This is a genomic window from Pseudomonas atagonensis (assembly GCF_011369485.1).
Lineage (GTDB): Bacteria > Pseudomonadota > Gammaproteobacteria > Pseudomonadales > Pseudomonadaceae > Aquipseudomonas > Aquipseudomonas atagonensis.
On the sequence record NZ_VXCA01000045.1, the window covers coordinates 1 to 23,136 of the forward strand.

The 23,136-nt window shown below is 59.7% G+C and carries 13 protein-coding genes, 2 rRNA genes and 1 pseudogene; 5 read left to right on the forward strand and 11 right to left on the reverse strand.

The annotated features are described in order from the left end of the window. Positions 1–21: 21 nt before the first annotated feature. Together rrf (F2P67_RS26465) and rrf (F2P67_RS26470) are read left to right on the forward strand one after the other, a co-directional pair. A 5S ribosomal RNA gene (gene rrf / locus F2P67_RS26465) occupies positions 22–137 on the forward strand. Positions 138–242: 105 nt separating this feature from the next. Further along, positions 243–358 (forward strand): 5S ribosomal RNA (rrf, locus tag F2P67_RS26470). Between the two features lie 71 nt (positions 359–429). Here the strand turns inward: rrf (F2P67_RS26470) and F2P67_RS26475 are convergent. The 4 genes from F2P67_RS26475 to F2P67_RS26490 all read right to left on the reverse strand — a co-directional run bounded on the left by F2P67_RS26475 (position 430) and on the right by F2P67_RS26490 (position 5,779). After that, positions 430–1,608, reverse strand: a complete 1,179-nt coding sequence (locus F2P67_RS26475) for a PepSY domain-containing protein (RefSeq protein ID WP_166225921.1) — start codon at positions 1,606–1,608, stop codon at positions 430–432. Positions 1,609–1,684: 76 nt separating this feature from the next. Further along, a complete protein-coding gene (locus F2P67_RS26480) occupies positions 1,685–4,189 on the reverse strand; it encodes a TonB-dependent siderophore receptor (protein ID WP_166225924.1) in 2,505 nt (834 codons plus the stop codon). An 88-nt stretch (positions 4,190–4,277) separates the two neighbouring features. Further along, the gene (locus F2P67_RS26485; RefSeq protein WP_166225927.1) at positions 4,278–5,279 is read right to left on the reverse strand and encodes a FecR domain-containing protein; all 1,002 of its coding nucleotides are present in this window, start codon (positions 5,277–5,279) and stop codon (positions 4,278–4,280) included. Then, positions 5,279–5,779, reverse strand: coding sequence for a sigma-70 family RNA polymerase sigma factor (locus F2P67_RS26490; protein ID WP_166225930.1), 501 nt, complete (start codon positions 5,777–5,779; stop codon positions 5,279–5,281). The genes F2P67_RS26485 and F2P67_RS26490 overlap by 1 nt, the downstream gene beginning before the upstream one ends. Positions 5,780–6,108: 329 nt before the next feature. Between F2P67_RS26490 and F2P67_RS26495 the strand changes: the two genes are divergently transcribed. Further along, positions 6,109–7,989, forward strand: a complete 1,881-nt coding sequence (locus F2P67_RS26495; RefSeq protein WP_166225933.1) for a methyl-accepting chemotaxis protein — start codon at positions 6,109–6,111, stop codon at positions 7,987–7,989. Between the two features lie 146 nt (positions 7,990–8,135). Here F2P67_RS26495 and F2P67_RS26500 read toward each other — a convergent pair whose 3' ends face one another. The 5 genes from F2P67_RS26500 to F2P67_RS26520 form a co-directional block, all read right to left on the reverse strand. After that, on the reverse strand, positions 8,136–8,603 hold the full coding sequence (locus F2P67_RS26500; protein WP_166225936.1) for an SRPBCC family protein: 468 nt from the start codon (positions 8,601–8,603) through the stop codon (positions 8,136–8,138). Positions 8,604–8,625: 22 nt separating this feature from the next. Continuing rightward, complete coding sequence (locus F2P67_RS26505; protein ID WP_166225939.1) at positions 8,626–12,018, reverse strand: non-ribosomal peptide synthetase; 3,393 nt, start codon at positions 12,016–12,018, stop codon at positions 8,626–8,628. A 10-nt stretch (positions 12,019–12,028) separates the two neighbouring features. Beyond that, on the reverse strand, positions 12,029–12,958 hold the full coding sequence (locus tag F2P67_RS26510) for a diiron oxygenase (RefSeq protein WP_166225942.1): 930 nt from the start codon (positions 12,956–12,958) through the stop codon (positions 12,029–12,031). Further along, positions 12,955–13,731 (reverse strand): DUF3050 domain-containing protein, encoded by a 777-nt coding sequence (locus tag F2P67_RS26515; RefSeq protein WP_166225945.1) that lies wholly within the window; start codon positions 13,729–13,731, stop codon positions 12,955–12,957. The genes F2P67_RS26510 and F2P67_RS26515 overlap by 4 nt, the downstream gene beginning before the upstream one ends. A 759-nt stretch (positions 13,732–14,490) precedes the next feature. After that, complete coding sequence (locus F2P67_RS26520) at positions 14,491–15,201, reverse strand: FCD domain-containing protein (protein ID WP_166225948.1); 711 nt, start codon at positions 15,199–15,201, stop codon at positions 14,491–14,493. 197 nt (positions 15,202–15,398) lie between these two features. On the opposite strand from F2P67_RS26520, the gene lapG reads away from it, so the two are divergent. After that, positions 15,399–16,091 (forward strand): cysteine protease LapG, encoded by a 693-nt coding sequence (gene lapG, locus F2P67_RS26525; protein WP_166225951.1) that lies wholly within the window; start codon positions 15,399–15,401, stop codon positions 16,089–16,091. Positions 16,092–16,105: 14 nt separating this feature from the next. Then, positions 16,106–18,052, forward strand: coding sequence for a cyclic di-GMP receptor LapD (gene lapD, locus F2P67_RS26530; protein ID WP_166225954.1), 1,947 nt, complete (start codon positions 16,106–16,108; stop codon positions 18,050–18,052). A 127-nt stretch (positions 18,053–18,179) separates the two neighbouring features. Here lapD and F2P67_RS26535 read toward each other — a convergent pair whose 3' ends face one another. Beyond that, complete coding sequence (locus F2P67_RS26535) at positions 18,180–18,518, reverse strand: hypothetical protein (RefSeq protein ID WP_007918987.1); 339 nt, start codon at positions 18,516–18,518, stop codon at positions 18,180–18,182. A 148-nt stretch (positions 18,519–18,666) separates the two neighbouring features. Further along, positions 18,667–23,136: pseudogene (locus F2P67_RS26540) on the reverse strand (LapA family giant adhesin); the annotation flags it as partial.

Below are 23,136 nucleotides of genomic sequence, written 5' to 3' on the forward strand. Positions count from 1 at the left end.
CACGACTCAGTACCCGAATTTCTTGACGACCATAGAGCGTTGGAACCACCTGATCCCATCCCGAACTCAGAAGTGAAACGATGCATCGCCGATGGTAGTGTGGGGTTTCCCCATGTGAGAGTAGGTCATCGTCAAGATTAAATTCCGAAACCCCAATTGCGAAAGCAGTTGGGGTTTTGTTTTAGTAGAAGTACCCATTTTTGCTGGCTTGTTACCGTGTTGACGGGCCAGATACAGAATTTCTTGACGACCATAGAGCGTTGGAACCACCTGATCCCATCCCGAACTCAGAAGTGAAACGATGCATCGCCGATGGTAGTGTGGGGTTTCCCCATGTGAGAGTAGGTCATCGTCAAGATTGAATTCCGAGACCCCTGTCTGCTAACGCAGACAGGGGTTTTCTCGTTTCAGGGCTTACCAAACCAGAAGTCAAACCGCTCTACGAGCCTTGCTGATACGGCGTGCCTGCCATTTGCGCCACCAGATGTAGACGCCAGTCCCGGACAGTCCCGCAATCAAGACACCTAATACCGCGATCATCACTTGCCCTGTGACTCCAATGATCCGTCCCCCATGTATCGGCAGTTGTAATCGATAGAACTGCTCTCCCAACGTCCCTTCTCCTGCAATCTCCTTTCCTAACAATCGCCCGTCTGTGCCATGAAAGAACAACCAGGATTTTCCATGAGCGTCAGTATCGTGCTGTCCAAATCCTGCGCCGTAGAAGTTGTACTCAAAGCTGTAATACACCTCGCCGATTGCCGCTGTCAGCCCCAACCGTTTTCCCTCTTGCAATGCCCTTTCGTAGGCCTGTTGATAACTCAATTGCGTTACTCCCAATGCGTCGGGAGGCATTTGTCCTCGGGCCTCATAGACGCTCGGTTCAATGGGTGAAAACAACGACACCGCAGGCTTGAACACTTGGCTTGGCAAGTTCATGGCCACGCTGCTGATTGCGATCGGCAGCAATAACAACCAAAGCCACAGTCCCCCGGCGCGGTGCAGATCAAAGTTAAGTCGATAAGCATGCCCGCCCTTTACCTTCCAGGCGGTCGACCACTTCTTCCAGAACGGCTTTCCACGCGGCAATGTCAGCCACAACGCCACAAAACAATCGATTACCCAAGCAATGGCGACTAACCCCATCAACAACAACCCCCAGTTACCAGGCAACGTCAGGTTGTAGTGGAATTCGAGAATGAACGGGACAAAGTTCTCTCGGGCAAAACAGCACTCTCCCCAGTAACGCTGCCCTTTCTGTTCAGCACTGACCGGGTCCAGATAGAACACCTGATTACGCTCATCGAACGGCTTGCCGGTCACCGGATCATTGCGTGGAACCGCTGCCAGCAACGACGTATGCCCTACTTCATTCGGATACTCCATGTACCAGACCTGCAGTTTCGGGTGAGCCGTCTGCACCGCATCGACCAGCGCTCCCGGTGCCAGTCGCTCACCCTCGGCAGACGCGGTATAAAACTGCGGATTCAGCCATTCATCCAGCTCATGATTGAACGCAAGGATGCTCCCGGTGATCCCGGCCAACAGCAGAAACACTGCTGTGGCCAACCCGATATAGCGATGCAGCAAAACCAGAAATGCACGCACGAAAAATTCCCCATAGAGACGACAAAGCCAGCCCCTGAACTTCAGGGGCTGGCTTTTTTATGCACAGGACAAAGACTTAGAACTGGTAACTGACCGTGGCAGCGACGTTGCGCTCTTCGCCCATGTAACAGAAGTTCAGACTGGCGCAGGAAGCCACGTAAGACTCATTGGTCAGATTGTTCGCGTTCAGGCGTACGTCAACGCCCTTCAAGCCGACTTTGCCCAGGTCATAGCCAATCGAAGCATCGAACAACGTGTACGACGGCACCTTCAGGGTGTTCTCCGCATCTGCCCAGCTGTAACCGACGTAGCGTACGCCGCCGCCCAGACGCAGACCGTCGAGCGCCGCGCTGTCGAACTTGTAGTCCGCCCACAACGACGCCATGTGCCGCGGTGCTTGGGTCGGCGAGTTACCCTTGTTCTCGATTACGTTGGTCGGAGTACTCAAGGTGCTGACCATCGACTTCGAATATTCGATGTCAGTAAACGTGTAGCTGCCGAGCACTTTCAGGTTATCGGTCAGTTGCATGTGCGCTTCCAGCTCCAGGCCCTGAGAGCGGACGGCACCTACAGCCCTATAGAAGTTTTCCTGCGGCAGCTTGGTTGCAAGGTTTTCCTGATCGATGCGGAACAGCGAGGCGGTGAACAGGTTGTCAGTGCCCGGTGGCTGATACTTCAAACCGACTTCCCACTGCGTGCCATCGGTCGGTGCCAATGGAGTGCCATTACTGTCGGCGTAGGAGTTCGGGTTAAACGATTCGGAGTAGCTGATGTAAGGCGCCAGACCGTTATCGAACAGGTACAGCGCGCCCGCACGGCCGGTCAGTTTGGTGCGCTTGTCGTTGATCTCGGTTCCCAGCGGACGCCCGGCTTCGGCGATGCGGTTCTCGTCGGAGGTCTCGACCCAGTCCTGACGCAGGCCCAGCGAGAAGCGCCACTGATCCATTTCGATCAGGTCTTGCAGATAAACCCCGGTCTGCTCAAGACGCCGCAGGTAACTGGTCTCGCCGTACATATCGATGGCCGAATTGCCGTACACCGGGTTGAACGCATTGATCGGCGCCAGGCCACCGCTGGTCCAGTCAACCACGGTCTTGCGTCGCTGATAGTCCGCACCCATCAGCACCGTGTGCTTGGTCGCGCCGGTGAAAAATTCAGCCTGGAGCATGTTATCGACAATGAAAGCATGCAGTCGCTCGTCACCGCCGGTGTAGTAGCGATTCAGCTCATTGCTGGTCGGCGTGGTCCAGCCATAGGCGTAGACTTGATCCATGTTCACTTTCGAGTCGAGGTAGCGGAAATTCTGACGCGCCGTGAAGACGTCATTGAAGCGATGCTCGAACTGATAGCCAAACGACTGCTGATCGCGGGAGTAGCCATCAATCCCCGGTTCGCCCTCGAAGAAGTGTGGCGAGATCCGCTCGCCATTGCGCTGATGAATCGTGCCATCCGCCGGCACCCCACCGTGGTAACCGCCATCCGGATCGTGCTGCAGATAAGCCTGCAATGTCAGCGAAGTGTCTTCGCTGAAATCGATACTGACAGTCGGGGCGAGGGCAAAGCGTTTTTCCTTGTTGTGGTCGAATTGCGTGTCGGATTGATCCGTTAACCCGATCAGACGATAGGCAATGCGCTTGTCGTCATCGACTGGGCCGCTGAAGTCAAAACCGACGCCGCGCTGACCCTGTGTGCCAACCGTGGCTTGCACTTGGTGATAAGCCTCATACAACGGTTTCTTGCTGGTCAGCGCCACCAGGCCGCCTGGCGAGCTGCGCCCATACAAAACCGACGACGGGCCCTTGAGAATGTCCACGCGCTCGAGGAAATACGGGTCGACCTGCATGGTGCTGTAGGTGCCGCTGTCGCCCATCGACTTGAGGCCGTCGAGGTAGATGTTATCCACCGAGCCGTCATTGAAACCGCGCATCGCCACATAGTCATAACGGTGCGTGGCGCCGTAGGGGTTGGTCAGCACGCCGGGGGTGTAGCGCATCGCCTGCGAGACCGTTTGCGAACCCTGGTCGTCCATTTGTTCACGCGTGACCACAGACACGCTTTGCGAGGTTTCGAGCAGGGCGGTACTGGTTTTGGTGGCGATCTGGCTATGAGTCGCGTTGTAGCCGTCCATGCTGCCCAGCGCGTTACCGAGTGCGAAGCCTTTGATGTCGGTGGTTGGCAGGGCCAGCGCTTCGGTTTCGGCTACGGCACGCAGTACATAACTGCTGCCATCCTGACTGACTGCTTCCAGACCCGAGCCGCCGAGCAAATGGCTCAAAGCTTGATCGGTTGAATAATCGCCCTGCACGCCGGGGGATTGCCGGCCCTGAGTCTGCTGCGGTGTCATCGACAACGTAATGCCCGCCTGGCGCGCAAACTGATTCAGCGCTTCGCCCAGCGGCCCGGCGGCAATTTTGTAGCGATGGCTGGCTGAGCTGGCAGCGTTGTCGGCCGCCAGGCTCAGGCCCGGCAACACGCCAACGCCCAGCGCAGTGGACAGCAGCGCGGCACGAACGGCATGACGCAGTAGCCCGGATTCGGCAGCGTAATTCAGAGGATTCTTACAAGTGGCGCGGACAGTCATTTCAGGGTTCCGTAGGAAGTCGCGAAGGCTTGAGTTGAAGTGCTTATCGACTAAGCCGGACTCGCTGCGAAAACCCGCCAAAAAAATTTCAGACAACACGTTCCAGCGTTACCCACCAGCGAGTGCGGTAGCGCAGTTGCACCGGTAAGGTCTGCGGCAGAACCGCCAGCAGCTTGTCGGTGTCCTCCAGGCGGAACACACCAGACAGGCGCAAGTCAGCCACTTCCGTCGCGCACGTCAGAAACCCCTGACGATAACGTGCGACTTCCGTGAGGAAGTCGCCCAGGCGCATGTTGCGCGTCACGATCAGACCGTCGACCCAGGCGCCGACCTCCATGTCCGGCGACGGCGCTGAACGCACCTGATGGTGATCAATCAGATAGCTCTGTCCGGCCAGTGCTTGCGTCGATGTGCCGCCGGCGTGAATGGCAACACGCCCGCTGGTGACGCTCAGCCGCGTGCAATCGCTGTCTTGTCGCAGGATGAAGCGCGCCTTCTGCGGTTCGAAAACGCCGTGACGGCTTTGCACAGACAGTGGCCGGTCGAACGATGCGCCTTCATCGGCGCCGCCACAGGTGACGATGATTTCGCCACGCTTCAGCTTGATCAGCCGCTGTTGTGCTGTGTAATCCAGATCCACTGCGCTGGCGGTGTTGAGTTCGATCCGCGTGCCATCCGGCAACTGGAAACCACGCCGCTCGCCGGTGATCGTGGCGTAATCGGCACTCCACTGTTGCCAGGCGGATGTGTCCTTGGCCAGCCACGCGGCAGAGCCCACCAACAACGCGCCCGACAATAGCTTCAACGCCTGGCGTCGACCCAAACCCTGAGCACTGTTTTCCAGCGTATTGAACGCGACATGTGCCCCGGGCACTGCGCGCAGGTTACTGGTCAATTCGGCCTGCAGTGACTGCACCCGTTGCCATGCCAGTTCATGCTCATGGTGTTCGGCGCGCCATTGTTCGCATTGGCGGTTCAGGCGCGAATTGCCGTGGTTGTTGCGCAGGCGCAGTAACCAGTGAATGGCCTGTTTGACGACCAGTGGCTGCGGGTCGACGCGACGACCGAGGGATAAGTTATCCACAGGCATCAGCTTTCGTACCGCAACACATAACAGTGATAAAGCGCATCGGCGACATAGCGTTCCACCGAGCGCAGAGACAAACCCATTTGCTCGGCGATCTGCTTGTGGGTCAACCCTTCGCACTGCGCCAGAAGAAATGCCTGACGCACTTTTGGCTTCAGCCCTTCCAGCATGCGCGCGATGCTTTCCAGCAGTTCGATCACCAGCGCGCGCGCTTCGGCACTGGGTGTTTGTGCTTCCGACAGATGAGCGATGGTTTCCAGGTAGGCGCGTTCGATCTCTTCCCGACGCCAATGGTCGATCACCAGACCCCGGGCGACGGTGCGCAGGAAGGCACGAGGTGCTTTCAGTTCGAGACGTTCGGTGCGTTGCAGCAGGCGCACGAACGTATCCTGCGCCAGATCGGCCGCGTCCGCGGCGTTGCCCAGCCGCGCGCGCAGCCAGGCGTTGAGCCAGCCGTGATGACTACTGTAAAGCGCCTGTACTGCAAACTCAGGTGAGGACATGAACGCGACAGCCCGAACGTCACAAATGATAATTAGTCGCATTGTCATGACTGGTTACGGAATTTGCAACCGCCGCTAGAACCTCACCCGTAAAAAACCGTTCAGCCGACGCTCTGGCGTGCCGTTCGGCGGGAATCTGGCGTAAGTGCCATCCATTTCCCACGCAACCCTAAGATTTCTCCGAACCGTGCCGACAGACTGGTGAGACATGCGTGCACCAAAGTAGAGCAGTCATCAGAACGCTGCCTGCCAGTTATTGGAAATTTGGAGCTACATGGAATGTTGCATCCCGGAACGCATCCCCACTTTTGCATAAGAAGTCCCATGAAATGAATCTCAAGTTCAGCCATAAAATCCTGTTGGCCGCCTCGGGCGTCGTGGTCCTGGCTTTCGCTTTATTCACCCTTTACAACGACTATTTGCAGCGAAATACCATTCGCCAAAATCTGCAGTCGTCCGTGCAACAGGCCGGCGATCTGACCGCCAGCAGCGTGCAGAACTGGATGAGCGGGCGGATCCTGGTGCTGGAAAACCTCGCGCAGAACGTTGCCCACCAGGGCAAGGACGCGGACTTCCCGGGCCTGGTGGATCAACCGGCCTTCACCTCGAACTTCCAGTTCACTTACGTCGGCCAGGCCAACGGTGTCTTCACCCAGCGTCCTGACGCGAAGATGCCGGACGGTTACGATCCGCGTCAGCGCCCGTGGTACAAGCAAGCCGTCGCCGCCGACAAAACCATGCTGACGCCGCCTTACATGGCCGCCGTCGGTGGCCTGGTGGTGACCATCGCCATGCCGGTAAAGAAGAACGGTGAACTGCTCGGCGTGGTCGGTGGTGACCTGAGTCTGGAAACCCTGGTGAAGATCATCAACTCGGTGGACTTCGGTGGTCTGGGCCATGCATTCCTGGTCAGCGCCGACGGTCAGGTGATCGTCAGCCCGGACAAAGATCAGGTCATGAAAAACCTGAAAGACATCTACCCGAACTCCAGCGTGCGCATCGAGAAGGGCAACCAGAACGTGGTACTCAATGGACAGGAACGCATTCTGTCGTTCACCCCGGTCAGCGACCTGCCGAATGCTCAGTGGTACATCGGTCTGTCGATTGACCGCGACAAAGCCTACGCCGCACTCAGCCAATTCCGTACCTCGGCATTGATCGCGATGTTCGTCGCGGTTGGCGCCATTGCGCTGTTGCTGAGCCTGTTGATCAACGTACTGATGCGTCCGCTGACCACCATGGGGCGCGCGATGCAGGACATCGCTCAGGGCGAAGGCGACCTGACCCGTCGTCTGGTGGTGGAAGGCAAAGATGAGTTCGCTGAACTGGGCAGCTCGTTCAACCAGTTCGTCGAGCGAATTCACGCGTCGATTTCCGAGGTGTCCTCGGCCACCCGTCACGTACATGACTTGTCGCAACGCGTGATGGCCTCGTCCAACGCTTCCATCGTCGGCTCCGACGAGCAAAGTGCGCGCACCAACAGTGTTGCTGCCGCGATCAATCAGTTGGGCGCCGCCACTCAGGAAATCGCCCGCAACGCTGCCGACGCCTCGCAGCACGCCAGCGGCGCCAGCGAGCAGGCCGATGACGGCCGTCAGGTGGTTGAGCAAACCATTCTGGCGATGACCGAGTTGTCGCAGAAAATCAGCCTGTCCTGCACCCAGATCGAAACCCTGAACGCCAGCACCGACAACATCGGCCACATCCTCGATGTGATCAAAGGCATTTCCCAGCAGACCAACCTGCTGGCGCTCAACGCTGCGATCGAAGCGGCGCGTGCCGGTGAAGCGGGTCGCGGTTTTGCCGTGGTGGCGGACGAGGTGCGTAACCTTGCCCATCGCACTCAGGAATCGGCGGAGGAGATCCACAAGATGATCACTTCGCTGCAGGTCGGTTCGCGCGAAGCGGTGACCACCATGAACGCCAGTCAGGCGTCCAGCGAAGAGAGCGTTGAAGTGGCCAACCAGGCCGGTCTGCGTCTGGTCAGCGTGACCCAGCGCATCGGCGAAATCGACGGCATGAACCAGTCGGTGGCAGCCGCGACCGAAGAGCAGACTGCGGTGGTGGAAACGCTCAATGTCGACGTCAACCAGATCAACCTGTTGAACCAGCAGAGCGTCGCCAACCTCAACGAGACGTTGAAGGATTGCGATGCGTTGTCGCAACAGGCTAACCGTCTGAAGCAGTTGGTCGACAGCTTCAAGATCTGATTTTCAGATTGAAGACCGCGTTATCGTCCTTCGCGAGCAAGCCCGCTCTCACATTTTGACCGTGTTCCTCGAGAGAGAATGCGATCAACCTGTGGGAGCGGGCTTGCTCGCGAAGGCGATTTAACAATCACCGCCAATCTGAAGCCTTAAACAAACAGCTTCAGCACATTCCCCATCGCATCATCGGCAAACCCCTGCACAAAATCGTTGAACCCCGGCAACGCCTCTTCGCCGCCTGAAGCCGGCTCGGCAATGATCGTCCACGTTGCCCGGGATTTCCCCGCGTCCAACGACTCCACATTCATCGCTGCCCACAGATTCGCCACACCCAGGGTGTTGTAGATCGTTGTCCAGGTCATGCTCCGCGCCTGCTCGTCGCGGGTGTTCAGTTGCTCGACCACCACGTTGCCATCCTTGAAGAACTTTTTGCGCAGCGAAGACACGCCTTCGCCGGTCATCTCGATGTGCGACAGCGCCGGAATGAAACGGTCGAAACCGTCGAATTTACCGACCACCGCCCAGACCTGCGCCGCGTCCGCCGGCACTTCCACCGAGGAGACGACGTGGCAGCCGTGAGGGTTTTTGATCAGGGTGTCCGGTTGCAGTTTGCTCATGGTATTGCTCCTTTTTGTTGAGTCAGATGAAGTTGATTTCTTTCAGGTAGTCGCAGCCGCGACGCAACAGCGCCGGGGATTTCTGCGGGTAGTGCGCGCCCATCTGCTGCACGCCGGCTTGCGCGTTGGCGTGACCGATCAGGGAGATGTCGCCGATGTCTTCTTCGAAGCCGTTGAGGTAGAAACCGAGCACGCCGAACAGCGCGTTGTCGGTGTCGACTCGCCCCAGTTGCTGCTGCCAGTCGGCGACGCTGACCAGCGAGAACTCACTGCCGGTTTCGCGGAACGAAGCGACGTAGGCGTCCCAGCTCAGCGGTTCGGGGTTGTGCAGATTGAACACCGCTCGTTCGGCCGAATAACGGCTGGTGTGGAAGGCGATGAAACGGGCGAGAAAGTCCACCGGCATCAGGTCAAAATTCAGCGCGAAGGCCGGCACCTGACCGAGCTGGATCGATCCCTTGAGCATCAGCATCAAACGGTTTTTGTGCGGCTGACAGACGCCGCTCAGGCTGTTGAAACTGATGTTGCCGGGCCGATACAGGTTGACCCGTACCCCACGCTCCCGTGCCCGTTCAAGGATGCGTTCGCCAACCCATTTCGACAGGTTATAGCCGTTGCGGATGTAGATCGGTGGCGTCGGTGCAGCGGGCAATTCCAGCACGCGACCCTCGGCGTCCACCGTGCTTGAGGCCGAGAGCGTCGAGACGAAATTGAACACCTTCTTGCTGCGCCCTTCGCACAGGCGCAGCAGCTCGAAAATCGGTTCGACGTTGTCCGCTGCCAGCGACTCGTAATCGAGTACGTGATTGACGTTGGCGGCGTTGTGCACCAGCGCGCCGAACTCGCGATCCAACCGTTGATAATCGGTGTCGGTCAGGCCCAGTTGCGGGCGACAGATGTCAGCCGCGTAAACACGCACCCGACTCAGATCGAGATGTTCGAGCCGGTTCTCGCGCAGTGCCTGAGCAAAGCGTTGCGCCGCCGTTTGCCCGCCACCGTCACGCACCAGACACGCCACTTCGCTGGCCCCCCAACCGAGCAGCGCCTCGACGATGTGCACGCCGACAAAACTGTTGGCGCCAGTCACGATGACCTTGTGCACATCGCCCATGCGACTGATCGGCAGTGGCTCGATATCCAGCGTCCGTTCGGCATCGGCCATGGCCTGGGCGCTGAGTACCGCGCTGTCGTCAGTGCCGCCCACCAGCGTGGCGAGCTTGATGATGGTCGGCAGTTCGATGAACCGGTTGATCGAAATGCTGCGGCCGAATTCCTCACGCAAGCGCAACAGCATTCGCGAGAGCAGGATCGAGTGGCCGCCAAGATTGAAGAAGCTTTCGTCGGTGGAAATGTCGCTGACCGGCAGCTCCAATAACTCGCCCCAGATCTCCAGCAACAGCGCTTCGTCGGCATTGGCCGGCAGGCTCTTGGGCCCGCTGTCCTGCACGCTCACTGGAAACTCCAGCAGCGCCTTGCGATCCACCTTGCCGTTGCTGGCGAACGGCATGCTCGACAGTTCGGTCCAGGCCGCCGGTTGCATGTAGTCCGGCAAGAATTGCCGGGCATGGGCTTTCAGTGCCTCGCGGGCGGCCTCTGATTGCGGTTGCGCGAGGAAGGCCAGGATCCGCCGCTGAGTGTCGATGACCACGGCGATCTGTCGATACAACTGGCTCTCGCGCAAGCAGCGTTCGATCTCTTCCGGCTCGACCCGGAAGCCGCGAATCTTCACCTGATTGTCGCGCCGCCCGCACAGTTCGATACCGTCCTCGCCCCACCTGGCCATGTCGCCGCTGCGGTACGCGCGCAATGTTTGGCCGTCCGGCAATTGCAGGCTCAGATAACGCTCGGCGGTCTGCTGTGGATTGTTCAGGTAACCGAGGCAGACGCCGGGGCCGACGATGAACAGTTCGCCCACCGTGTGCTCGGCCACGGGTTGCAGATCGTCGTCGAGAATCAGCACCTGGCTGTTGGCAATCGGGCTGCCGAGGCTGCGGTTGCTGTCGCCGGGTTTGAGCTGCCGCGCGGTAATCAGCACCGTCGCTTCGGTAGGGCCGTAGAGGTTATGCAGCGTGCCTTGTCGTGTCAGTTGTTCGATCACGAACGGCTCGCACACATCGCCGCCGGTCATCACTTCAACACCTTGCAATTGCTCCAGCGGCAGGATGCTCAACAGGGCTGGTGGCAGGAACGCGTGGGTCAGTTGCCGCCGGCGAATCAGCGCGATCAGTTGCAGCGGGTCACGCCGTTGCGTGTCGTCCGGCACCACCAGTTCGGCGCCGCTGAGCAGGGTCGGAAAGATGTCGATCAGTGACGAGTCAAAGCTCAGCGATGAGAACTGCAAGACCCGGCTCTCGGCACGCAAGCGCACGTAATCGGCGTACCACGCGGTGAAGTGCGCAAGATTCGCCTGACTGAGCAACACACCCTTCGGATGCCCGGTGGTGCCCGAGGTGTAAAGCGCCATGCACGGCGCCTCGAGATCAGGGCGCTGGCGCATCAGCGGTTGGTCGAGTTCGGCGCCGGCCCCGTCGATCTGGCTGACATTCAGCCCCGGCAGGGTCTCGCTGAGCGGATGCTCGCCATCGTGCAGCAACAATAGCGCCCCGGCGTTCTGCAGAATGTATTGCTGGCGCTGCAGCGGATGGCTGGGTTCCAGCGGCAAGTAGACCGCGCCGCTGCCGAGAATCGCCAGAATCGAGGCGAACAACGCCGGACTTTTCGGCAGGCAAACACCCACTACCCACGGTTGCGGATGTTGCTCAAGCAGTGCCTGCAAACGCTGTTGAATGGCGCGGCTGTGGGTGTGCAACTGGTGGTAACTGATGGACTGCTCGGCGACGTGCAGCGCCGGGCGTTCGGCATGCTCGATCAGGCTCTGTTGCAGGCGCTCGATCAGCGCAATCTGCGCCTTTTTCAGCAACGCGGGATGCGCTGTGGCGTTGCAGCGGTGGAAGTAGGCCAGGCTGTCGAGGAATTGCAGGTTTTCCATCCGTTCGCAATCCGGCGACGACACCGCTGTTGCCTGCTGAAAATATTCAGCGTCACGGGAAAAGCGACTGACCAGCAATGACACTTCGTCCACGACCTGCGGCAGCACGCGTTGCCGCAGCGCCTGACCGTTGCCCGACGGTTCGTCGGCAATCGGCACGCGGCTGATCAATGACGAGCCGAGGAAGCACAGCAGGTCGAGTGACGGTAAGCCAGCAAGGCTCTGCGCACCGACGCCAAGGCGCAGATGCAGGTGTGGGATGGCGCAGAAATCACCGGCGCCGATAAAGCCTTCGTCGATGATCAAATCCACCGTCGATTGCGCAGCGCCGCTGCGCGTCAAGGTGTGGCCGTGTTGTTCCAGCTCTTGCGCCAGGTCGGTCATGGCCTGGCTGGCGCCCATCAGTAAAATGTCGAGACGTCTCATGTCGGCCTCCTCAAACCAGATAGTCACGCAGGGCGTGCTGCACGCAGGGCGTGTCGAGCAGCGAACTGTTGTGGAAGAACTTGATGATGTTGCCCACCAGCGGGTGATGGCGGTTGATCGGGAAGGCCAGACCACTGATTTCGTCGCGCAGAGAACGTCGCGCGGCCTCACTGACCGGCAGGGCGTCGATCAGGCGCAGGTCGAAGGCTTTCTGAATGTCATTGGTCAGGTAATGGCCGATGAACACCGGCAGAATCTGCGCGATGACTTCGCGATCGGCATCGCTCGCGGTGTGCCAATAGATGCGCACCATTCGCGCCCAGAAGCTCGAATGACGACCCTCGTCGAGCAAGTGGTCGGCCATCAGGCCTTTGATCGACGGCTTGACCGTGTCGTCCCGGGCGAACGCCGCCACGTCGCCGGTCACGGTGTTCTCGGCGATGGCCACGCAGATCAGTTCAACGGCGCTGCGCAGGTGCTCCGGTGCCAACGCGACAGCGGCGGGAATTGCCCGGCTCAGTTCGATTTCGTCGGGCAACCGGATCGGTTCGATGCCGGTCATGGCCACCGTTTGCTGCATGAAATCCATGGCCACCAGCGCGTGGTAATCCTCATCGACCACCACGGTCATCGCGTCGTAACGGCAGGCAAAAGGAAACGGCACGGCGAAGCGGTTTTTGGCGATGCTGCGCGCGGTCTTGTCGACGATTTCCGTCTCGAAAATCACCACGTCGTTGATGAACTTGTACAACGTCTGCACCAAAGCGAAATCGCGCTGCTGCGGGCATTCGCGCAGGAACGTTTCGCTGAGCACCAGCGGCTGGCGACTGAGCGGATAGATCAGCCGTTCATCATCTTCGAGTACGCGACGCGGGCGGGTGCGGATGGTGGCGCGGCTTTCCCAGGCATCGGCGAAGGACTGATAGTCGGCGGCGTTCATTGGGCCACCTCTGCCAACGGTTCGCGCATGCTCAGACGCAGGCCGTTCCACAGGGCGATGCGGCTTTCCACGGCGGCGATGGCGCTGGCGTAAACCTCGGCCTCGCGCTGCGGATCGCCATCGACCAGACGCTCTAGCAGTTGCTCCGCCGCCGGGCCGTGATCCTCGGAGTCGACCTCGATGTGTCGCTCCAGGTAATAGCGGAAGGTCGGCGCCTGTTCGATCCCGATGCCCCAATCATCGAGGATGCGCTGGAACATCGTCGGGATCACGCTCTCGCGACCATGCAGAAACGCCGCCGCCACGCTGTGACCTGGCGCATGCAGGGCGGTGCGCAAGGTGTCTCGAACAAACTGCGCCGCCGCCGGATCGACATCAACGCTTTGCAACGCGACGTCGTAGCTCACGCCTTCCTGTTGCAGCGCGACAAAACGTTCCACCGCCGTGGTGCTCGCCCCGATTTCCCGCATTGCATCCAGGTACAGCTCGAAGTGGCTGTAGTGACCTTCGGCCAGGCGATCATCCGACTCTTCGCCAAGCACGATTTCGTTGATCAGTCGGGCGGCGCGAGGATCGCGCGGTGGCAGCCACGGCAAATGGGTGCAGGTCAGTTCCTGTTGCAGGCGCTTGGTCAGCGACATGAAGTCCCAGACGGCGAATACGTGCGTCTCCATGAATCGTCGCAAAACCGCCAGCGAAGTGATCTCGGAGAAGATCGGGTGGATACTCAGTTCGGCTTTTTTCAGGGCGAGTTGGTTCTTCGTGGGCATCATGATGTCCTTTATCATTGATATAAGTTGGAACAGCTCTGTTTAACGGCGCAATCAATGGCCTGACGTTTTATTTATTCTCGGTATTGAAGGCTTCCTCGGTATCAAACAAGTAAGGTGGATCGTATATCCAGCGGCCGTCTTTATGCTCGCGGTGCACTGTTTACGCTGGCTGAGCTGGGCGATGTGCCGAGTTGAAGGATTAAATTCAAACTCGGCGAAGAAAAACTAATACACCGGGAAAGCATTTAACAAGTGTAATTTCAATTATTTTAAGTTTGCTGTTTTTCAAGTATGAGAAGTTTCGATAAAACTTTTAAGTTGAGTTTTATTTGGGCGTAGTTGCTCCTTTCGACTAATAGATGCCAAAATCGGGCGACAAGAGTGAATGCCTCACTCGAAGCAACTTTCTAATAAAAAGAATTAATGGATTTAAAGGGACGAAAGTTGGCCGTGACCGGCGCCTGTACTTCCTTTTTTCCCGTGACAAGGCTCCTTCCGTAGGTTCCTGGTGCGGGGACTGGGCCGTCGATGCGGCGCGTCGCCCGTTCTTTATGGGGTTGGCGGATCAAGAGTGCGGGTAAATCGCCGAGTCGGCTATGACCGATTGATCATTACCTGTGCAAATTTCAGGCTGACGGGCGCAGGGAGGTTAGAGCGAAGACGCGCAACTGCCACGGTGTTTGCGGCAGATCGAGCGGGAGGATTTGTAAGCGGGTTATTCGCCGGGCAGACACGCGGGTCTGCCTGTGGCCGGGAGGCTCAGCGTACGGCTTTGCGGCCTTGCGCCGCAGGGCTGGCGAGATAGCGGGTGATGACCTCGACACCGCGGTTGAGGTGTTGTTTGAGCAGTGCAACGGCGTGTTCGACATCGCGTTCGATCACTGCCTGCAACATGGCACGGTGGTCGTCCTGGGATAGTTTGCCCAGGCCCATGGCCTCAAGGTTGAAGCGCAGGAAGCGTTCTTCTTCGTTGAGTCCGTCTTCGACCAGGCGCAACAGTCGCTGGTTGGGCGCCTTGCAATACAGTGCCATGTGGAACAAGCGGTTGAGACGGCCGATTTCCGTGTAGTCGTGCTGGGTTTCAAGTTCTTCGATGTAGCCGGCGGCGCGTGCATGATCGGCCGGCGTCAGCAGGGCGATGGACTGGCGAATGGCTTCGGTCTCGAGCAGGATGCGCAATTCGTAGGTTTCGGTGGCATCCCCCTGAATCAACGGCGCGACCACTGCACCTTTGTGCGCGGTCACGCTCAATAGCTCCTGTGCTTCGAGCTGGCGCAAGGCTTCGCGCACCGGCATGCGGCTGACCCCAAACAGATCGGCGAGATCTTGCTGACGCAAAGCGGTGCCACAGGGCAGGCGACCATCGAGGATCGCCGCGCGCAGGGTTTCTTCAATGATCGAGCGAGCCAGGTGAGCGGGAATCGGCCCGTCAACCTTGATGCTGTGCAGCGGTTTGGGCTTCTGTGTCACGACTACGCACCCTGTCTGTCGACTGAATTTGGATCCAAAGGACACTAGTGATTGCTCTACAAGTTGTCAAACCGTGTAGAAGAACCCTGTCACATTTGAAGTTTAGCGCGCCAGCGATGATCTCATGGTGCCATTGTTTTTTAACGGGCTAAGCTTCAACATCAAACGCTTTCCTTCCTGCCCCCCGGAAACCTGCTGTGGCGGTACGTTTCGCGATCCCCCGGACGTTGCGCTGGCTAGGCTGCGCACTGTTGCTGGCCGGCTTCATGCTGGGCGGTCTGCACGCCGATTGGGATTTTTCCGCGATCAGCCGCAAGGCTACCGCACTGTACGGGCCGCTGGGCGCCGGGCAACAGCGGATCGATGCCTGGCAGAACCTGCTGGCCACGCAGAAACAAGTCAGCGAGATGGAAAAGCTCAAAGTGGTGAACCTGTTTTTCAACAAACAGGTGCGCTACGTCGAAGACATCGACCTGTGGCACGAAGTCGATTACTGGGAAACACCGATCGAAGCGCTGTGGAAGGGCGCCGGCGACTGCGAAGACTATGCGATCGCCAAGTATTTCAGCCTGCGTCATCTGGGGGTTTCCAGTGACAAGCTGCGCATCACTTACGTCAAGGCTCTGCGCCAGAACCGTGCGCACATGGTGCTGACTTACTACGCCACCCCCGATGCCATGCCGCTGGTGCTCGACAGCCTGATCGATCCGATTCAGCCGGCCTCGCAGCGAACCGATTTGCTGCCGGTCTACTCTTTCAATGCCGAAGGGTTGTATCTGCCGGGTGCCAAGGGCAACAAAAAGGTCGGTGACACCAAACGCCTGTCGCGCTGGCAGGATGTGTTGAAGAAAATGCAGGCCGAAGGTTTTCCGGTCGAGACGACTAACTAGGAGCACGCGCTCAGATGTCTTTGTTCAAACAGCTGTTGATCGCTATCTGTCTGTTCCTGGTGGTTGCCTTCACGGGCAGCTTCATGGTCAGTCTGGAGAGCTCGCGCACCCAGTACGTCAACCAGTTGCGCTCCCACGCCCAGGACGCCGCCACGGCGCTGGCATTATCGCTGACACCGAACATCGACGACCCGGCGATGGTCGAGCTGCTGGTCAGTTCGATTTTCGACAGCGGCTATTACGCGAGCATCCGCGTGGTCGATCTGAAGACCGACAAGACCATCGTCGAGCGCAGCGGTATTCCGGCGGTGAGCAATGTGCCGGAGTGGTTCGTCAACCTGATTGGCCTGGAGCCGGCCGGCGGTGATGCTTTGGTCAGCCGTGGCTGGGAGCAGGCCGCGCGGGTCGAGGTGGTCAGCCACCCGATGTTTGCCGTGGCCAAGCTATGGCAGAGCGCGCTCGGCAGTCTTGGCTGGTTGCTGGTCTGCGGGGCGGTCAGCGCCGTGTTGGGCGCGCTGTTGCTGCGTCGTCAGTTGAAACCGCTGGATTACATGGTCAAGCAATCCCACGCCATCGCCCGTCGCGAGTTTCTCAGCCTGCCGGATCTGCCGCGCACACCGGAATTGCGGCGCGTGGTTCTGGCCATGAACCAGATGGTCGAAAAGCTCAAGGCACTGTTTCAAGAGCAGGCCGAGCGAAGTGAAAAGCTGCGTGCCGAGTCCTATCAGGACAACCTGACGGGGCTGGCCAACCGACGTTACTTCGAGATGCAACTGAACAATCGGGTGAGCAACGCCGAGCAGGCCAGCTCCGGTTACCTGCTGCTGTTGCGGGTCAAGGATCTGGCCGGGCTTAACCAGCGGCTCGGCGGTCAGCGCACTGACGAATTGTTGAAAGCGGTTGGCGAGCAGCTGTCCCGCGAATGCGCCAAATACCCGGAAACCCAGAACCTCGTTACCCGCATTCGCGGGGGTGAATTCGCCGTGCTGGCGCCGGGGCTGGTGCGCGAGGAAGCGCTGCAACTGGCGCAAAACCTCGATGCCGCGCTGGGCAGTTTGCACGCCACGGGTGCAACCGATGTGGCGGCGGTGGCGTCGATTGGCCTGGCGCCCTTCACTCACGGTGATTCACCGCAGTCTGTCCTGAGCCTCGGCGATCAGGCGCTGGCGCAGGCCGAAGGGCAGGGCGAGCAGAACTGGGCGTGTATCGATCAGAGTCTGACGGCGGACGTCGGCGACGATCACCACGCGTGGCATCGCCTGCTGGATCAGGCTTTGAGTCAGCAGCGTTTCGAACTGTATTTCCAGCCGGTGGTGGCCGCACAGGACACGCAACTGGTACTGCATTACAAAGTGCTGTCGCGCCTGCTCGATGAGCAAGGCCAGACCATTCCGGCCGGGCGTTTCCTGCCGTGGCTGGAGCGTTTCGGCTGGACTGCGCGGCTTGATCGCCTGATGCTCGAACGCGTACTGGAACAAATGAAAGAGCATGAAGATTCGCTGGCGCTCAACCTGTCCTCGGCGACGCTGGCGGATCCGCAGGCGCTGAACAAAGTCTTCGAGATCCTGCGCACGCATTCCAATTTTGGCCCACGCCTGACGCTGGAAATCGGTGAGGAGCAATTGCCGGAACAAGCGGTGCTGGAGCAGTTGACCCGACGTCTGCGTGAGCTGGGCTTCTCGTTGAGCCTGCAACGTTTTGGCGGGCGCTTCAGCATGATCGGCAATCTGGCGCGGCTGGGTCTGGCGTACCTGAAGATCGACGGCAGCTACATTCGCGCGATTGATCAGGAGAGTGACAAGCGCCTGTTCATCGAAGCGATCCAGCGCGCGGCGCACAGCATCGATCTGCCGCTGATTGCCGAGCGGGTCGAGACGGAAGGGGAGTTGTCGGTGATTCGCGAGATGGGGCTTTATGGGGTTCAGGGGCAGTTGTTTGGTGAGCCCAAGCCCTGGAGCTGATCCTTCAATTCAGCGGCGTCAATGATGCCGCCTTCGCGAGCAAGCCCGCTCCCACACTGGAAATGCATTCCAATGTGGGAACGGGCTTGTTCGCGAAGGGGCCAGTCCAGTCACCGAGGATACTGGATCAGATCAACCCGCCCTCATCCTCATCAATCAACTGACTCAACCCGCCCAATGCTTCCCGCGCCTGGGTCCGGTCCATCAGTTTGGCCTGGGCTGCCGGCGGCAGGTCGGTGACGCGGATCACGCCTTTCTGGGTCAGCACCTGAATCAGGTCGTCGAGTACCCGAATCATTTCAAAGTCGCTCTGCTTGAGCTGTTTGAGGCTGGTTTCCACGACCTCGTTGGCGAACCAGGCCTGGATTTCATGGCTGTCGGCCGGCAGCGTTTCCGTGGCCTCGGCGTAGGCCGCGGCTTCCACGCGAATCAACAGACCTTGCGCATCGCGTTGCACGTAAAACATTGAGCATCCCTCGGAAATGAACCAGCGTCATGCTGTCAGCAGCATAGCCAACTGCGCGCAAGTATGCGGTGCGGTGACGCAATCGTCACCGGGGTGGTCAGCGCAAACGTGACGGCCGCCCCAATGGGGCGGCCGTTTTGTTCACGGATCAGCTGTTGTTGTGGTCGACCTTGATGGTCGGGTCGCTGCCGGCAATCAGGTTGTGAATGTTGGCGCTCGACCAGTTGTTGCCTTCCAGTTTGATCGTCACGTCCGGAGTGGCGGCTGCGGCATCGCCGGAGTTGAACTTGCCGCCGGAGCTGACTTGCAACGACGACACGCCATCGACCGTGGTGATCTTCAGGAAGTTGTCGATGGTGCTGCCGGTCTCGCCCTGCAACAGATCGCGCAGGTCGATGCGGTCGCCCTCACTGGCCTTGAAGTCCTTGATCACATCGTTGCCGGTGTCGCCCGCCTTCCAGACGAAGGTGTCGGCACCCGAGCCACCGATCAGGATGTCGTTGCCCTGACCGCCGATCAGCGTGTCGTTGCCGGTACCGCCGAGCAGGATGTCATTGCCTTTGCCGCCGTCGAGCAGGTCGTTGCCGCCCGAGCCGAACAGGATGTCATTGCCCGCGCCACCCAACAGCGTGTCGTTGCCGTCATGTGCGCCGGATACATCGAACGCCTGATAGTGCTCGGTGATGTACTGGTGCACATTGCTGGTGGTGACTTTGCTGACGTCGACGCCGGTCTGCTGGGCAACGAATGCCTGCATCGCCTGATAACCCTCGCCGGCAATGCCGTTGAAGCTCACCAGATCGCCGAACAGGATGTCGTTGCCGTCGCCACCGCTGACGGTGTCGTTGCCCGGCATCGTTGCTTCGGTGTGGCCGATGATCGAGTTGGCTAGGTCCTTCGGATCGATGTTGGTTTGCGGCGTCTTGTCCGAGTCGTACGGTTTCAGGTCGTTGAGGCTGACACCACTGTTGATGCCGATGGCTTCGACGTTCGACAGACCGCTCAACAGCGCGAAGCTGCTGGTCGAGTTGTCGGTGGTGGTCGAGGTGGTGCTGCTGCCGCTACCGGCCAGACTCGACAACTCGTAAGTGCCGTCGCCCTGCGCGTGAACGGTGCCCAGATTGGTGGTACTCCAGCCATAACGGGCCGTGTAGGTCTGCAACTGGGCAAAACCGCTGGCGTTGATGCTCAGGTAATGCGTGTTGTCGATATAGGTGCTGAAGGTGTCGCCCAGCTTGTAGTTGCTGGTCGTTACCACGCTGTCGAACTTCACGTTGCCGTACAGCGTCGGATTGGTCTGCTCGCCGCTCTGGTAATAGGTTGGCTGGCCGTCGGTGATGAAATACGTGAGGTTTTTCGCCCCGGTGTTGGCCACCGCGTCAGCACTCTGGAACCAGTTGGCCGTGGTTTTGAACACGTCCTCGTAGTTGGTGCCGCCGCCGGAAGACATCGAGTCCAGCACCGCTTTGAGCTGCGTCAGCGCGTTCGGGTCGTTGAGGTTCACCGACACCGACTTGTTGACCTGGGTATCGAAGTCCACCAGGAAGATGTTCACCGTGCCCGAGTTGCTGCCGCCCAGGCTCTGCTTGAGGGTGTTGAACACCGACGTCAGCGAGTCCTTCGCCGCGTTGATCGACGAGGCGCTCATGCTGCCGGAGCTGTCGACCATGAACGCGATGTTGTAGTTGGTGCCCGGTACGACGGTCAGGCCACCGATGTCGGCGACGATGATGTCATTGCCATCGGTGCCGACGACCGTGTCGTCAGCCGAAGTGGCGACCACGGCGTTGTAAACCGCCGGCACCACAGTCACCGGAATGGTCGCGGTGCTGCTGGCCGAGCCGCCCACCTGTTCGGTGGAGGTCGAGGTCACGGTCAGGTTGAACTGACCGTTGTAGTACGGCGGTGGTGTCACGGTCAGGCTGCCGAGGTTCCAGCCGGTTACGTTGGCATCGCCGCTGGTGGCGGTGACGGTGAAGCTGTGGCCTGCACCGTCGCTCAGTACCGAGCCGACCGGTGCGCCGCTGATCTTCACGCTCAGGGTTTCCGAGCCGTCGGTATCGGTCAGCGCGGTGGTGACTGCCGACAGTTTCACTGTGGTGCCTTCGGCGCCGGTGTTGAGTTTGTAGCCGTCGTAATAGCCTTCGCCATTAGTGCCGTGCAGATCGGAGACGGTCACGCCCGAATTGATCAAGTCCTGCACACCGGTGTAGATCGGTACGCCGGTGTTGCTCAGGTCGATCGGCGTGCTGCCGTTGACCGACAGGTTGACGTCGTAGCTGCCCGGGCCGCTCTGATTGTGGTGGTAGATGTCCAGGGTGTAGTAGCCGCTGGTGGTCGGGGTGAACGAACCGTTGAGGTTGCCACCCGCGCCCCATGTGGTCGAGGCCACGTTCTTGCCGCCAATGGTCACCAGGAGGCTGTCATCGCCCGTGCCGCTGAAGGTGTAAGTCTTGCCGGCTTCCAGATAGATCAGGCCGGAAGTCTTCGACGCGGTACCGGCGGTCACGCTGCCATCGGACTGCACGTTGGTCACGGTGCCGCTGGAGTTTGGCGTACCGGCGCCGTCGATCACGTTTTTCAGCGTGGTCGAGTTTGCGCCGCTGCCGTCGGTGCCTAGGCCGGACAGGCCGGTCCAGACTTCCTTGATCAGGCCGGTGGACTTCACGCTGTTGTCGGCCACGCTCACGGTCGGGGCATCCGCCACTGGCGTGATGTCGATCTTCACGGTGCCGGTGTTGCCCAACAGTTGGCCGTCGGTTGGCTGGAACTTGATCTGTGCGTAGTCAGCCTGGTTGTTGCCCAGACCGCTGCCGCCGTAACCGTTCACGCCCGACTCGTTGGCATCCGGCAGGAAGCGCAGTTTGCCGGCGTCGATGTCAGCCTTGCTGAAGGTCTGGTTGTTGGCGACGTCTTTCCAGGTCGAACCGTCCAGGTACTGCAGTTTGCCTTCACCCGGCAGCTGAGTGATTTTCACGCCGAGGCTGCTGGCCGGGCTGTCGACGTCGGTAACGCCGAAGGTCGACCAGCCGAGGATCAGCGGCGTGTCTTCGGTGCCGGTGACGTTGACCGGTGCAGCGACTGGCGCGTCATTGACGGCCACCACGTTGACCGTGGTGGTCGCGGTGTTGGAGTAGTTGCCGCCATCGGTCACGGTCACGGTGATGATCCGCGGCACGGTGCTCGGATCTTCACTGCTGTTAGTGAAGCTGATGTTCTTGATCGCCTGCATGTAGTCGGCCAGCGTCGCGTTGCCCGACAGGGTCAGCGTCACGGTGCCGTTGGTGCTGTTGGCATTGATGGTGATGCCGTTGACGCTGTTGCCCAGATTCAGCGCATCGCCGTCCTGACGGTTGGTCAGCACCACGGTCGCGCCAGTCAGCATGGTGCTGTCCGGGTCAGTGATCTTGATATCGGTATCGGCAATCGACACGCCGGCACCCGGAGTGTTTTCGGTGAAGGTCACCTTGTAGTCGGCACCGGTGGCGCCGCTGGAATTGTTGGCATCCAGATCGATGACCGGCGGTGCGTCGTTGTCGATGATCGAGGTGCTGACGCTGCCGTTGGTGCTGCTGACCGCAAGGTTCTCGAAGTTGCCGCCGGTAGCCGAGTCGATCTTGACCACGAAGTTCTCGGTGCCTTCGGTGATCTTGTCATCGATGGTGGCGACGTTGAACTGCGCGCTGCTGGCGCCTGCCGGGATCTTCACGGTGTACACGCCAGTGAAGTCCGAACCGTCGGCGGCGGTGCCGCTGTAGACGATTTTCAGGGTCACTTCGGTTTGCGCCGGGTGGTTCAGACTGACGGTGTAGCTGGCGGTCTGGCCTTCGGTCACCGAGGTGCTGCCGGTGATGCTGACGGTGGTGGTGTCGATGGTATCGGTGACGCTGGTCACCGCTGGCGTGTTGTTGGTCACCAGGTTTTCGAAATTGCCGCCCGTGGCATTGGTGATCGTGGCCTGCACATTGCCGGCGTCTTTGTAGACGTCATCCGCTGGCGCAGGAACGGTCACGGTGCCGGTGGTTTTGCCGGCCTCGATGGTGATCACGGCGCCGTTCGACAGGGTCACGGTCACTGGAGAACCAGCGGCGTTGGTCAAGGTGGCGGTGTAGGTGATCTGGCCACCTTCGGCCACGGTGCCGGTCGCAGTGAGCGACAGGTTGGTGGTGTCGATGGTGTCGGTGACGGTGGTGCTGACCGGAGTCTTGTCGGCTACGAGGTTCTCGTAGTTGCCGCCTGTTACGTTGGTGATCGCATTGGTCAGCGGTGCATGACCGGTCAACGCATCGTTCGGTGCGGTGGTGGTCACGGTGCCGGTGGTTTTGCCGATGTCGATGGTGATCTGCTGACCATTGGCCAAGGTCACGACGACAGGCGAGCCGGTCACGGCTGCGCCGACGGTCGCGGTATAGACGACGCTGCCGCCTTCTGCCGCCGTGCCGGTTGCAGTCAGTTTCACCGTGGTGGTGTCGATGGTGTCGGTGACGCTGGTCACGGCTGGCGTGTTGCTGGTCACCAGGTTTTCGAAGCTGCCACCGGTGACGGTTTTGATCGTAGCCTGGACGGTGCCGGCGTCTTTGTAGACGTCGTCAGCCGGAGCGGGAACGGTCACGGTGCC